Here is a 12,929-nt window from a genome sequence, read left to right as displayed (position 1 = left end):
GGACGCATGTCCGGGCGCACGCACAACAAAAGGTTCCGTTTACGGAAGGAGTCGGTGCCGGTCGCCCGTGACCACGTCCGCGCGATATTGACCCTGTGGCTGCTCGGCGAACTGGCCGACGACGCGGAGTCGATCGTGTGCGAGCTGGCGGCCAACGCGGTCGTGCATGCCAAGGGGGTCGGCGAGTTCTTCGAGGTGGGGCTGCGTCGGCGTGACGGCGTACTGATCGTCGAGGTGTCGGACTCGTTCCAGTGGCGGATGCCCGAAAGGTGCGACGCGGATCCTGGTGGCGTCGGCGGGCGCGGGCTGGTCATCGTCGAGGGGCTGTCCGACAAGTGGGGCGTGCGGCCCAGGGAGACCGGCAAGACGGTCTGGGCTCACCTGGTCATCAACCGTGGGGGAGCGGCGTGTTGAGCGCGGGGCTCGCGCCGCCCACCGCCTTCGATGTGGGCTGCGTGGCGTACACGGTCTCCAATCGCTCGCTGTACGAACTCGGCGGCCACCGCTCCAAGTCTGCCTGGCTCGCCATGGTTTGGCTGGTGCGGCGGGCCGGACACATCGTGGACCAGCTCGACCCACCGGCTGCCGCTCCGGTGCGGGCGTGGATGTCCGACGGTTGCGAGCACGCGCGAGCCTTGCTGCGGCTCGGCCAGCAGGAGACGTACGCGTACACGATCTGCGACGGCGACGTGCGGTACGTACTAGCCGTCGCCCCCGTTGTCCTCGTACGCCACGATGCCGACCAGGAGGCGACGTGCGCCGCAGCCTGATGCACCGTCCCGGGTCCTTCGTTCGGCAGGGCTGGTGGTGCGAGTTCACCGCGTACGCCATGGCAGATGGCGGCAACGGCGGGGCAAGACTCCGAGCGAACGCGGTCGATACCCCGGAACGGGCGCTGGTGTGGATGCGCCTCGCCGTGCGTGTCCTGCTCTCCGCGTTCGACCCCGAGGACACCGAGCGGGCGTTCCGGTGGCTCGACCACGGTCAGTGGGAGGGGGTCATGCGGCTCCGGGCCGGCGAACCGTATGCGTTCGTCGCGTCCTCAGGGGAGACGCGTGTCGAGTGGTCCGCCCGACCTGTGCTGTTCCTGCCTTTGATCTGCGCCGATGATGGTCAGCAGTGTCCGTGTCCGCCCATGACTTCTGCGTCTCCAGGCAACCGGCCAGGTCAGTGACCTGCGGAGATCTTCCCCGCGGGTCGCTGACCTGGCAGTCGGGAGGGAGAACGCCTCACTGAGTGCCGTGGCGTCAGGCCGGATCCCCGTTGGTCTCCTCGATCTCCTTCAGGAGGGCCTTTCGCTTCTTCGCTGAAAGAGAGTCGCCGGCCACGCTGTTCATTGCCCAGGGGATGGGACACGGACCTTCATGCCGCGGGTCCGGGCACAGTACGTCTACGAGCCGGTCCATGAGCTCCTCGTGCTTGGCCGATGTTGTCACCAAGGCGATATTCACCTGCCACAGCCTCGGCTCCTCCGCCACACTCTCGGGTTCATGCTTGTCCGCGTCGTTCATGATGTGGTCCTTGTGTACGGAGCTCTTTCCCATGTGCCGCGCCTTCGCAGGTCGGGCGGCGGGCGGAGCGGTAGCGGGGTGGTGCCATGACGTACTGCGCGCAAGTCGAACGTGTTTTCGGTACGGGGTGTCGGCCGGGTGTGGTTCGCTGCCGGGATGACTCAGGACAGGGAGACCGTCGTCTTCGCATCCGCCGAGGCGTTCGAGACATGGCTCGGCGAGAACCACGCCGCCTCGCCCGGCATCTGGCTCAAGCTCCGTAAGAAGGGCCCCGGAATCGTCGCGCTGGACTACGCCCAGGCGCTCGACGTGGCGCTCTGTTACGGGTGGATCGACGGCCAGAAGGCTGGGCTCGACGATGAGTGGTGGCTGCAGCGGTTCACCCCGCGCAGGGCGCGCAGCAGGTGGTCCAAGGTCAACCGGGACAAGGTGGCCGCCTTGATCGAACAGGGCCGGATGCGTCCGCCCGGGCTGGCGGAGATCGACCGGGCCAAGGCGGACGGCCGCTGGGAAGCGGCGTACGACAGCCCGAGGACCGCCACCGTGCCGGACGACCTCGCGGCGGCCCTGACCGCCGAGCCGGCCGCGGCTGCGTTCTTCGAGACCCTGGACCGGCAGAACCGCTACGCGATCCTGCACCGCGTCCAGGAAGCGAAGAGGGCCGAGACCCGGGTGCGTCGGATCGAGAAGTACGTGGCGATGCTGGCGAAGGGGGAGAAGTTGCACCCGTAGGGGTGAGGGCGCGCGCGGCGCTGTGGGGCCTTGCCGCGCCTGTGCTCTGCAAAGGGGCCCAACTAGCTCTGGACCTGGGTATGTTGACCTCGGCGATCTTATCGAGGGGGGCGGCGGCGCATGAGGTTCTCGCTGCTGAACGACGAGCCCGTGACCGTGCCGCAGGCCGATTTGCTCGGCACCGGGCGGGCCGCGCGGGAGCTGGCCCGGCTGCTGCACGACTCCCGGACGGCGACCCCCTTCACGCTTGCCGTCGACGCCGGGTGGGGGATGGGCAAGAGCAGCCTCATGCGGCTCGTCGAGGCCGAGCTGCGGCAGCGCGAGGACGTCGAGATCGTCTGGTACAACGCCTGGACGTCCACCGGTGCCGATGCGCTGGAAGGGCTCATCAAGTCGGTGCTGATGAAGTTCGACCGGCGCCTGCTGCGGCGGGTGATCCACGGCGCGTCGGAACACGGGACCTTGATACGGGCCCTGCGGACGATCCTCACCGTGGCCTCGGCGCCGTTCGGTGTGGCCGGCCTCGTCGACCAGTTCTGGCGTGACCTCTCGGTCGATCCGAAGGCCCGCAACGAGATGCGGGACGCGCTGCGCGACCTCGCCACCGAGTGGGCCGACTCTGCGCAGCACGAGCCGCGCCGCCTCCTCGTCGTCTTCGTCGACGACCTCGACCGCTGCTCGGAGGAGACGGTCCTCGCGGTCTGTGAGGCGGTGAAGGTCTATCTGGACGTGCCGGGGCTGGCCTTCGTCATCGGCTGCGACCGGGCCGCGCTCGGGCCGGCCGGGCTGCTGCGGGACCTCGGGCCGGCCGGGTCCGCGTTCATGGAGAAGGTCTTCCAGACGAGCTACCGGCTGCCGGTGGCGGGCGGACCCGACCTGGAGACATACGTCCGCCACTGCGCCGAGCGCGCCGGGCTGCGCGAGCTGCTCGACGACGACATGGTCCGGCTCATCGCCGACCGTTCGGCCCGCAACCCGCGCCGGATCAAGCGGCTCATCAACGGCTTCGGACTGGAGTGCGCGCTCAACCCGGTCTGGGCGCGATTCAAGTCGGAGGCGGTGATCCGCACGCTGCTGCTCCAGCACCTGTACGCGGACTTCTACCGGCTGCTCGTCGCAGGTGACGGCACGTACGCGCACGCGGCCCGTGAGTTCCTGGAGTACCGGACGGCCCGGCACGTCCTCAGCCAGTGGGCGCGGGCGGCTCCGGAGGCCTGGCGGACCACCCTCGACTCCGTGACCGGGCACGGTCTGCCCGAACCGCAGCCGGACGACTCGGACAGCTGGGAGGCCGTCCTCGTCCGGCTGGAGGAGGAGCTGCCGACCGCGTTCCCGGTACTCGCGCGCGATCAGAACTTCGTCCACCTCGTCGAGGAGTGGATGGCGCTGCCGCAGGTGGACGAGCTGGTGAAGCAGTTGCAGGAGGGCGGCGCGCCGCCGGTCACCGCGATCCGCGCCGACGGCGATCGGGAGACCCGCGAGACGGTCGCGGGCTCGGCCGCCTACCGAGGCATGCGCATCCTCTGGGTCGACGACCATCCGGAGGGGAACCGGACCTACCTCCGCCAGCTGGAGGCCCACGGAGCCGATGTCCTGGTGGCCGAGAACGGATGGACCGCCCAGCGGATTCTCGGCACCCACCCGGTGGATGTGCTGATCTCCGACGTGGCACGCGGCACGGACCGGGACGCCGGTTTCACGGACCTTGCGAGCTGGCGTGCGCTGCGGCTTTTCGACGGGCCCGCGGTGTTCTTCTCCGGTCGGGTCACGCCCGCCCGCGAGCGGCGGTCCCGTGAACTCGGGGCGCGCATCGCGGACGGCGGCAACACGCTCTTCGCGTACATCGACGAGGCATGTACGGAAATCCGCCAACGCCCGTCCTGAAACAACTCCTTGCCCACCAGCCTCTCTGTGCTCACAATGCACATGACAAGTCGGAAAGTGGCCGGAAGACCTCCGTTCACTGCCGTCTCAGAGTCTCAGAGGGGACCCCCACACATGAACAAGCCTCTCCTTGCCGCGCTCGCAGCCCTGGTGATCACCGGGGCGGGAGCGGCACCCGCGGTCGCCGCGCAGGCCGACACGGCCGCGCCGGTCGCGAAGAGCGCTGTCACCAAGGCGGCACCGGCCATCCAGGCCGTCAACTTCGCCGGTACCGTCTCGCTCTCCAACTGTTCCGGCTCGCTCGTCCGCTTCCCGAACTCCGAGGCCAACGACCCGGCGCTGGTCATGTCCAACGGGCACTGCCTGGAGACGGGCTTCCCGGAGGCCGGCGAGGTCATCGTCAACCAGGCGTCCACCCGCACCTTCGGGCTGCTCAACGCCTCGGCCACCCGCGTCGCCACCCTGCGCGCCAGCAAGATCGCGTACGCCACGATGACCGACACGGACGTGTCGATCTACCAGCTCACGACCACCTACGCGGCGATCAAGAGCTCGTACAACATCAACCCGCTCACGCTCAACACCACCCACCCGGTCGTCGGCACCGCGATCACCGTCGTCTCCGGCTACTGGAAGCGCACGTACGCCTGCAACGTCGACGGCTTCGCCTACCGCCTCAAGGAAGGCGAGTGGACCTGGAAGGACTCGGTCCGCTACACCTCCGCCTGCCAGACCATCGGCGGCACCTCGGGCTCGCCGGTCGTCGACAACGCCACCGGCAACGTCGTGGCCGTCAACAACACCGGCAACGAGGACGGCGCGCGCTGCACCGACAACAACCCCTGCGAGGTCGACGCCAACGGCACGGTGACCGTCCGCGAGGGCATCAACTACGCCCAGGAGACCTACCAGATCCCCGCCTGCTTCGGCCTCGGCAACAAGCTCGACCTGAGCGCGAGCGGCTGCACCCTGCCGAAGCCGTAAACAGGTAGTAGGCAGCAGGTCGCAAGTAGTACGTGGCTCAGGCGGGCGGTCAACTGCCGGTACGGCGGACCGCCCGCCCCGCCAGTACGTCCGTTCTGCGGCCGTCCTCCATCACGAACCGGCCGTCGATCAGCACGTACGGGATGCCCGTCGGGAGTGTGCGCGGCGCCTCGAAGGTGGAGCCCGCCGCCACTGTCGCCGCGTCGAAGAGGACCAGGTCGGCACGGTAGCCCTCGCGGACCAGGCCCCGGTGCGGCAGGCGCAGCCGGGCCGCCGGGCGCGAGGTCAGGTGGGCCACGCACTCCTCCAGGGAGAGGACCTCCAACTCCCTTACGTACCTGCCCAGATACCGCGGGAACGTGCCGTACGCGCGCGGATGCGGCTTCGTGCCCTGCAGGATGCCGTCCGAGCCGCCCGTGTGGACGCGGTGGCGCATGATCGCGCGGACGTTCTCCTCGTGGCCGACGTGCTGGAGGATCGTCGTGCCCAGGCGGTCGGCCAGGAGGAGGTGGCGGGCCGTCGTCCAGGGGGTCTCCGCCCGTCCGGTCGCGGACTCCTGAACCGTGCGGCCCACGAAATCGCTCAGCGCCGGGTCCGTCACCCCCGAGATCTCGATCGTGTCCCACTCGACGGGCACGCCGTGGCAGCCGTCCGCGCCGACGACCTCCAGGTGGTGGCGGACACGTTCGGCGGTGTCGGCGTCCGTCAGGCGGCGCAGGATCGCCTCCGGTCCGCCCTCGCTCGCCCAACTCGGCAGCAGTGCCACGAGCGTTGTGGAGCCGGGGGTGTAGGGATAGGTGTCCAGCGTCAGGTCCGCTCCCGCCGCCAGCGCCTCGTCGAGCAGTGACAGCAGCTCCGGTGCCCGGCCCTCGTTCACGCCGAAGTTCATGGTGGCGTGGGCGAGATGGAGCGGGCAGCCCGCCTCGCGGGTCAGGTTCACCATCTCCTCGTACGCCTCCAACGCGCCCGCTCCGTACGAGCGGTGGTGAGGGCAGTAGTAGCCGCCGTACGACGCCACCACCCGGCACAGCTCGGTCAGTTCGGCGTCCTTGGCGTACATGCCGGGTGTGTACGTGAGCCCGGACGACATGCCCACCGCGCCCTGCTCCATCCCCTCCGCGACCAACTGCCGCATCCGGTCCAGCTCCTGGGGTTTCGCCTCCCGGTCCTCCCAGCCGACGGCGAGCATCCGAACCGTGCCCTGCGGGATCAGATACGCCGCGTTGACGGCGATGCCCGCGCCGTCGAAACCGTGGTCCAGGCGGTCCAGGTACTCGCCCACGGAACGCCAGTCGAAGTCGATGTCGTCGCCGTGGCCGTTCCAGCCGGTGATCGCGCGGCGGACCTCGGCGAGGGTGCGGTCGTCGACCGGGGCGTACGACAGCCCGTCCTGGCCCAGGACTTCGAGCGTCACCCCCTGTGCGGCCTTCGCGCTGTGGTCGGGGTCGCGGAGCAGGGCGAGGTCGCTGTGGGCGTGCATGTCGATGAAGCCGGGCGAGAGGGTCAGGCCCTCCGCGTCCAACTCCCGGCGCGCCTTGGGGCGTTGGCAGCCGGCTGCGGCGGCCTCCTGGACGATCGAGACGATCCTGCCGCCGTCGACCACGACATCGGCGCGGTACGACGGCCCGCCGGAGCCGTCCACGACGTCCGCGTCCCGAATGACGAGCTCATCCATGGCTGAGTCCCCTAGAAGAACGTACGGATGTAGTCGACGACCGTGCCGTCCGCCTCGGCCAGCGGAATCAGCTGCCACTTGTCGAAGGACGTGCACGGGTGGGACAGGCCCAGGCCCAGCCAATCGCCGACCTCCAGGTCCGCCTCCGGGGCCGTACGCAGCCAGGCGTGCTGGTCGGAGAGACCGGTGACCGAGATGCCGGTGGCGGGTCGTTCCGGGCCCCCCTCCCTGCGGACCACCTGGGGAAACGGCAGGTCGAGGTCGTACGCCGCGTCCCGCTTGCCCGCGTTCACGAAGGCCTGCTCGGGAGAGGGGCGGGAGACGACCTGCGTCCAGAGCCGGAAGGCGGGCTCCAGGGCACCCTCCTCGGGGACCCGGTTGAACGGGGTGATCTTGCGATAGTGGCCGTCGTCGTGCGAGACGTACGCCCCCGAGCGCAGCAACTTCAGGACGGGGAGCGACAGTTCGGGGATCTCCGCGAACACGTCGGCGACCGCGTCGAACCAGGCGCTGCCGCCGGCGCTCACCACGATCTCCTCGATGGACGCGTCGGCGAACCGCCCCGCCTTGTCGAAGTCCGCCGCCAGCGCCACCAGCCTCCGCAGCCACGCCCGCACCCGCTCCGGGTCGGCCCGCGGCACCTCACCCTCGTACCCCGCGACCCCGACCAGCCGCAGCGTCCCTGCGGCGGCCACCGCGTCCGCGACCGCCGCGCACTCCGCCTCCGTACGCACGCCGGTCCGGGCGCCCTCGCCGGCGCCGAGTTCCACGACCACGTCCAGTGGACGGGCAGCCGTCCCCGTGAGAGCCGCGTCCATCAGTTGCACCCCGCGCACGGAGTCGACGTAGCAGATGAAGTGGAAGCCGGGGTCGGCTGCCAGTTCCGTGGCGATCCAGCGGAGAGCCGCCGGGTCCATCAGCTCATTCGCCAGGAAGACCCGTTGGACGCCGAAGGCGCGGGCGACGCGCACCTGGTGCGGGACCGCGAGAGTGATGCCCCAGGCGCCGTGGTCGAGCTGGCGGTGGAAGAGCTGGGGGGCCATGGAGGTCTTGCCGTGCGGGGCGAAGGAGAGGCCGTGGCGGGCCGCGTACGTCTCCATCAGTTCCAGGTTGTGGGTGAGGCGCTCGGCGGAGAGGGCCAGCACGGGGGTGGTGAAGCCGCCGGTGAAGAGGTTGCGGCGCTGGGCGGTCAGCTCGTCGACCGTCAGGCCGTCGGCGTCCGGTGGGAGGCCCTTGAAACGGGCGTCGACGCGTTCGGCGGCCAGACGCGCGAGCGCCCCGGTGCTCTTGCTGCCCTCGGTGCTCCCGGTGGCCATGGAACCTCCCCGATCGGATGCGATGCGTTGCGCTACATGCAACGCTCATTGCGTATATCGCTCACTGCTGTCTAACATCTCGCCCAACGCGGGGTCAACGGAGCCGCCGCCTCCCCCGCACCATCTAGGAGCTACGACGATCGTGACCCTCACCGGACCCTGTAACGCCCCCGACGTCGTGGACGTCGTCGCGCTCGGCGAGTCCATGGTCACCTTCCTGCCCTCCCGGCCGGGCCGCCTCGCCGACGTCCCGTCCTTCGACCGGACCATCGGCGGCGCCGAGTCCAACGTGGCATGCGCTCTCGCGGCCGCCGGCCACTCCGCCCGCTGGATCAGCCGCGTCGGCGACGACGGCTTCGGCGACCACCTGGTCGAGGCGATCGGGTCGTACGGGGTGGACGTGGCGTTCGTACAGCGTGATCCGGCGCGTCCGACGGGGGTGTACTTCCGTACGGCGGGGGACCGGGCGACCGACGCGCACGAGGTGGCGTACTACCGGGCCGGGTCGGCGGCCTCGGTGATGTCGGCGGGGAGCGTGGATCTGGAGGCGGCGCGCGCGGGGCGGGTGCTGCATCTGTCCGGGATCACGGCGGCCTTGTCCGGCGACTGCCTCGACCTTCTGTGGGAGCTGACGGAGCCCCGGGCGGGGCGGCCACTCGTCTCCTTCGACGTCAACTTCCGCCAAGGGCTGTGGGCCGACAGCGACGGTCCCCGCGTTCTGCTGGATCTGGCCCGGCGGGCCGACCTCGTCTTCGTCGGGGCCGATGAGGCGGAGGCCGCGTGGGGGTTGCGTGGCGCGGGCGATATCGCGGGGGCGCTGCCCGAGCCGGGGCTCGTGGTCGTCAAGCTGGGCAAGGGCGGGGCTGTCGCCTTCCACAAGGACTCCGACGGGCAGGCCGGACTGGCCGGACTGGCCGGACTGGCTGGCCTGGACGGGCTGGACGGGCTGGACGGACCGGAAAGGCTGGAGGACGCCGACTGCGTCTCCACCCACGTCCGGGCGCCCCACGTCGACGTCGTCGCGGCAGTCGGCGCCGGTGACGCCTTCGCCGCCGGGTTCCTCGCCGCCACCCTGCGCGGCCTCCCCGTACCGGACCGCCTCCGGCACGGCCACCTCATGGCCGCCGCCGTCCTCACCGCCCCCGGCGACCTGGCCGCACCGCCCGCCCGCGACCACGCCGATCGACTGGTCGCTCTCGACAAGCGTGCGTGGGAGACACTTCGACTCGGCCCCGGCTGGACCACCCAGGCCCAGGATCCGCACCAGGATCCGCACCAGGACGTGCACCGGACCGAGGAGGAGGTACGCACCCCATGAGCCAGACCGTCGACCGCGCGCTGAGCATCCTGCCGTTGCTCGCCGAGGGCCCCGCCGACCTCGGCAAGGTCGCCGACCGGCTCGGCGTCCACAAATCCACCGCCCTGCGGCTGCTGCGCACCCTGCACGAGCACGGGCTCGTCTACCGCCAGTCCGACCAGCGCTACCGTCTCGGCGCCCGCCTCTTCGCGCTCGCCCAGGAAGCCGTCGAGAACCTCGACATCCGGGAGATCGCCCACCCCCACCTCGTACGCCTCAACGAGCAGTGCGGGCACACCGTCCACCTCGCCGTGCACGAGGAGGGCGAGGTGCTGTACATCGACAAGGTCGAGAGCCGCTACCCGGTGCGCATGTACTCGCGGATCGGGAAGCCCGTCGCCATCACCGTCGCCGCCGTCGCGAAGCTGCTGCTCGCCGATCTGCCCGAGACCGAGCGGCGCGCGCTCGCCGACAAGTTCGACTACCCCATGTACACCTCCCGCTCCACCCCCAACGCCCTCGCTTTCCTAGGGGAGTTGGAGAAGGTGCGCGACCAGGGCTGGGCCACCGACCTCGGCGGTCACGAGGAGTCCATCAACTGCGTCGCCGCCCCGGTCCGCGGTACCGACGGACGCGTGGTCGCCGCCATGTCCGTCTCCGCCCCGAACGTCGTCGTCACCGCCGACGAACTCCTCACCCTGCTTCCGCTGGTGCGCCGTACCGCGGATGTCATCAGCGGTGAGTACTCCGGCAGAACTCCAGCAGCCAAGGAAGCCAAGGAATCCACTCCATGACAGACATGACAGACATGACAGGCAAGACGGACAAGATCGCGCTCACGCCGAAGACCCACGCCACCCCGCCCGCCAGGTTCTCCCACGGTGTGCGGAAGGGGAACATCCTGCAGGTCGCCGGTCAGGTCGGCTTCCTGCCCGCCGTCGAGGGGCAGCCGCCGACGCCCGCCGGGCCGACCCTGGCCGAGCAGACCCTCCAGACGCTCGCCAACGTCAAGGCCATCCTGGAGGAGGGCGGCGCGAGCTGGGACGACGTGATGATGATCCGCGTCTACCTCACGGACGTCGATCACTTCGCCGAGTTCAACGCGATCTACGACCGGTACTTCGCCGGGCTGGAGGGGGCGGCTGCCGCCCGGACCACGGTGTACGTCGGGTTGCCCAAGGGGCTCCTGATCGAGATCGACGCTCTGGCGGTGCTCGGCTAGGTGAGCGTGTTCGTGTGGGCAAGGGGCTGTGGGCGAGTGATCTGTCTTGATCTCGCTTGATCTCTCTGGCCCCTGCTGTCCCATGACACAGCAATGTCCGCCATACTTCCGCCTGTGGAGCAGCGCATAGGTTCGAGCAGCCAGCCCCTGGAAACCGCCGCGGTCGACCCGGCGGCCATCCCCGGGCTCACTTCACCCGTGCCGGCCGAGCCGGAGGACGGGGTCCCGGAGTCGGCGGAGGAGGCCGCGCCGGGGGAGGCCACCTCGGCGGCCGAAGCGGAAGAGGAAGCGGAAGCGGAGACCGAGGCAGAGATCGAGACAGAGGCCCCCGAGGGCCCGGTCTTCGAGGCGTCCGACCGCCGGGCGAAGATCATCGCCGACCACAGCGGCGTACGGCTCTACCTGGACGACCAGGAGTGCGAGTTCCGCTGGGACGAGATCGGGGCCGTGGAGACGGAGACGTCACGCTTCGGCAAGCGGTTCACGGTGACGGTCCACACCCCGGACCGCCGCTGGTACCCGGTCGAGATCGAGGCGAAGGCGAAGTCCCAGCACCAGGAGTGGGAAACGGAGCTGGACGCGGTCCTGGACACCTACTTCGAAGACGAGAAAGACGAGAAAGACGAGAAAGACGAGAAAGACGAGAAAGACGAGAAAGACGAGAAAGACGCCGAAGAGGCGGTAGCCGCCGAAGAGGCTGAGGAGAGCGCCTCTTAAGGGGCGCGGGGAACTGCGCGCTCAGCCACAGCGGAGCCGCAGTTCCCCGACCACCTCACTCGGCAACCCCTAGCTGCAGTACTGGGCCTGCTTCCCGATGGACCGGTACATGCAGTCCGAGTTCTCGAGAAGCTGAAGCACCGCATCCCGGTTACGGGCCGTCTCCCGGTCGATCACCTCGTCGGGCGGATAGAACCCGCCACCCGAGCTGGACGACGGGTACATCTCGAAGGTGTACGAGAAGATCTTCTGACTGCCCCAGAGGTAGTCGTCGATCGAGCCGTCCGTGATGTACAGGTCGCTGGACTGCTCGGGCGTGTAGCCGTTGCTCGCGGCCATCTTCCCGCCGACCGTGGCGAAGGCGTCCCGGTCGTCCTGGGTCATGCCTGTCGTGGTGTTGGCGGTGGTGTACCCGAAGGGCCACAGCACCAGTTCGCTGTACGTGTGGAAGTCGATGCCCGTCTTGATCTGCTGGACGCCGCCGACGACCCGGCTGCGGACGAAGTTGGCGACCACCTTGACCTCGGGCGCGGACTCGGCGGACGCACCGCGGTACGTCTCCGACGAGGTCGAGCCGGAGGAACCGCCGCAGCAGCCGAAGCGGTAGTTCCAGTTGCGGTTGAGGTCCGTGCCGACGTTGGACGAACCGCTGTTGGGCTGGCGGTTCTTGCGCCACGAGCGGTACGAGCCGGTCGCGATGTCGTACTCGCCGCCGTCCGGGTTGAGGTCCGGGATGATCCAGATCTCACGGGAGTCGATCATCGACTTGACCCGGGAGTCGGTGGCGTAGGTGGAGGTCAGATTGCGCAGCAGGTAGAGCGCCATCTCGACGGTGAGATGCTCACGGGCGTGCTGGTGATGGGTGAACAGCACCTCGGGCTCGGCCTCGTCGGTGCCGACGTTGTCGCTGAGCTTGATGGCGACGATGTTCCGGCCCGAGTACGAGGTGCCGATGACGCGCTGGCTGGCGATGGAGGAGTTGGCCGAGACAAGGGAGTTGATCTCCGTCGTCATCTCCGCGTAGTTGTGATAGCGGGAGTCGGCCGTGGGGAAGTCGAGCAGCCGTACGTCGTCGGCGCTGCTGGAGCGGTCCGGGGCCGAGCCCGAGCCCAACAGGGTGATCTCGTAGCCGCGTTGGGCCAGTTTCTTGGCCTGGTCGGCGCGGCCGGAGACCACGACCCTCTCCTCGTCGGCCTCGTCCACGGTCACACCCGACGCCATGATGTCGGTACGGACGTCGGACGTGGAGTTCGCGAAGTTGATCTCGTACTGGCGGATGTCGTCCGCCGAAGCCGCTGGGCGCTTGGCGCTGGTCGCGATGGCGTCGGGTGTCGTGGAGGTGACGCCGACGGCGAGGGCGAGGGACAGCAGGCCGACGGCGGCGGCGGACCGTCGGCCGCTGCGGGCGCCTGAGCCTCGTATGCGAAGTCGCATGAAGTCTCCTGATTTCTCCGGGAGTTCCGGGTTCTCCGGAAGCTGGGGAGTGGAGCGGGGGGTGGTTCTTCGGTGCGACGGACTGGTGCGGGTGTGCGGCTCATCGTGCGGCTATGACATGGGCAGGTCAAGAGCGCATAAAGGGTGAGGACGTGAA

At 69.5% G+C, this 12,929-nt stretch carries 13 protein-coding genes; 9 read left to right on the top strand and 4 right to left on the bottom strand.

The genetic code is table 11. The features are described 5' to 3' along the window. Positions 1-6: 6 nt before the first annotated feature. Both OG734_RS15635 and OG734_RS15630 read left to right on the top strand, forming a co-directional pair. The gene (locus tag OG734_RS15635) at positions 7-414 is read left to right on the top strand and encodes an ATP-binding protein (RefSeq protein ID WP_330288109.1); all 408 of its coding nucleotides are present in this window, start codon (positions 7-9) and stop codon (positions 412-414) included. Beyond that, positions 411-770, top strand: coding sequence for a hypothetical protein (locus OG734_RS15630; protein ID WP_330288108.1), 360 nt, complete (start codon positions 411-413; stop codon positions 768-770). The genes OG734_RS15635 and OG734_RS15630 overlap by 4 nt, the downstream gene beginning before the upstream one ends. A gap of 477 nt (positions 771-1,247) precedes the next feature. Here the strand turns inward: OG734_RS15630 and OG734_RS15625 are convergent, their stop codons facing one another. Beyond that, positions 1,248-1,511 carry a hypothetical protein gene (locus tag OG734_RS15625; protein WP_330288107.1) on the bottom strand — a complete coding sequence of 88 codons (264 nt, stop codon included), beginning with the start codon at positions 1,509-1,511 and terminating at the stop codon, positions 1,248-1,250. Positions 1,512-1,667: 156 nt separating this feature from the next. Here OG734_RS15625 and OG734_RS15620 point away from each other — a divergent pair, with 156 nt between their 5' ends. The 3 genes from OG734_RS15620 (at position 1,668) to OG734_RS15610 (ending at position 5,111) form a co-directional block, all read left to right on the top strand. After that, on the top strand, positions 1,668-2,243 hold the full coding sequence (locus tag OG734_RS15620; protein ID WP_330288106.1) for a YdeI/OmpD-associated family protein: 576 nt from the start codon (positions 1,668-1,670) through the stop codon (positions 2,241-2,243). Between the two features lie 120 nt (positions 2,244-2,363). Further along, complete coding sequence (locus tag OG734_RS15615) at positions 2,364-4,127, top strand: P-loop NTPase fold protein (RefSeq protein ID WP_330288105.1); 1,764 nt, start codon at positions 2,364-2,366, stop codon at positions 4,125-4,127. A gap of 114 nt (positions 4,128-4,241) precedes the next feature. Then, on the top strand, positions 4,242-5,111 hold the full coding sequence (locus OG734_RS15610) for a S1 family peptidase (protein ID WP_330288104.1): 870 nt from the start codon (positions 4,242-4,244) through the stop codon (positions 5,109-5,111). 49 nt (positions 5,112-5,160) lie between these two features. Here OG734_RS15610 and OG734_RS15605 read toward each other — a convergent pair whose 3' ends face one another. Both OG734_RS15605 and OG734_RS15600 read right to left on the bottom strand, forming a co-directional pair. After that, on the bottom strand, positions 5,161-6,786 hold the full coding sequence (locus OG734_RS15605) for an N-acyl-D-amino-acid deacylase family protein (RefSeq protein WP_330288103.1): 1,626 nt from the start codon (positions 6,784-6,786) through the stop codon (positions 5,161-5,163). Between the two features lie 11 nt (positions 6,787-6,797). Next, positions 6,798-8,102 carry an amino acid deaminase gene (locus OG734_RS15600; protein WP_330288102.1) on the bottom strand — a complete coding sequence of 435 codons (1,305 nt, stop codon included), beginning with the start codon at positions 8,100-8,102 and terminating at the stop codon, positions 6,798-6,800. A 142-nt stretch (positions 8,103-8,244) separates the two neighbouring features. Here OG734_RS15600 and OG734_RS15595 point away from each other — a divergent pair, with 142 nt between their 5' ends. From OG734_RS15595 to OG734_RS15580, 4 genes are all read left to right on the top strand, one after another. After that, positions 8,245-9,420: a sugar kinase gene (locus OG734_RS15595; RefSeq protein WP_330288101.1), complete on the top strand. Its 1,176-nt coding sequence runs from the start codon at positions 8,245-8,247 to the stop codon at positions 9,418-9,420. After that, the gene (locus tag OG734_RS15590) at positions 9,417-10,193 is read left to right on the top strand and encodes an IclR family transcriptional regulator (RefSeq protein WP_330288100.1); all 777 of its coding nucleotides are present in this window, start codon (positions 9,417-9,419) and stop codon (positions 10,191-10,193) included. Before OG734_RS15595 ends, OG734_RS15590 begins: the two co-directional genes overlap by 4 nt. 14 nt (positions 10,194-10,207) lie before the next feature. Next, positions 10,208-10,621, top strand: a complete 414-nt coding sequence (locus tag OG734_RS15585; protein ID WP_443065089.1) for a RidA family protein — start codon at positions 10,208-10,210, stop codon at positions 10,619-10,621. A 114-nt stretch (positions 10,622-10,735) separates the two neighbouring features. After that, the gene (locus OG734_RS15580) at positions 10,736-11,338 is read left to right on the top strand and encodes a hypothetical protein (RefSeq protein ID WP_330288098.1); all 603 of its coding nucleotides are present in this window, start codon (positions 10,736-10,738) and stop codon (positions 11,336-11,338) included. Between the two features lie 69 nt (positions 11,339-11,407). Here OG734_RS15580 and OG734_RS15575 read toward each other — a convergent pair whose 3' ends face one another. Further along, the gene (locus OG734_RS15575; protein ID WP_330288097.1) at positions 11,408-12,772 is read right to left on the bottom strand and encodes a M14 family metallopeptidase; all 1,365 of its coding nucleotides are present in this window, start codon (positions 12,770-12,772) and stop codon (positions 11,408-11,410) included. Positions 12,773-12,929 lie beyond the last annotated feature (157 nt).

Source organism: Streptomyces sp. NBC_00576 (assembly GCF_036345175.1).
In the GTDB taxonomy this organism is placed as follows: Bacteria; Actinomycetota; Actinomycetes; order Streptomycetales; family Streptomycetaceae; genus Streptomyces.
Note: the sequence above shows the minus strand (reverse complement) of the source record. Positions and strands in the feature narration are given on the sequence as shown.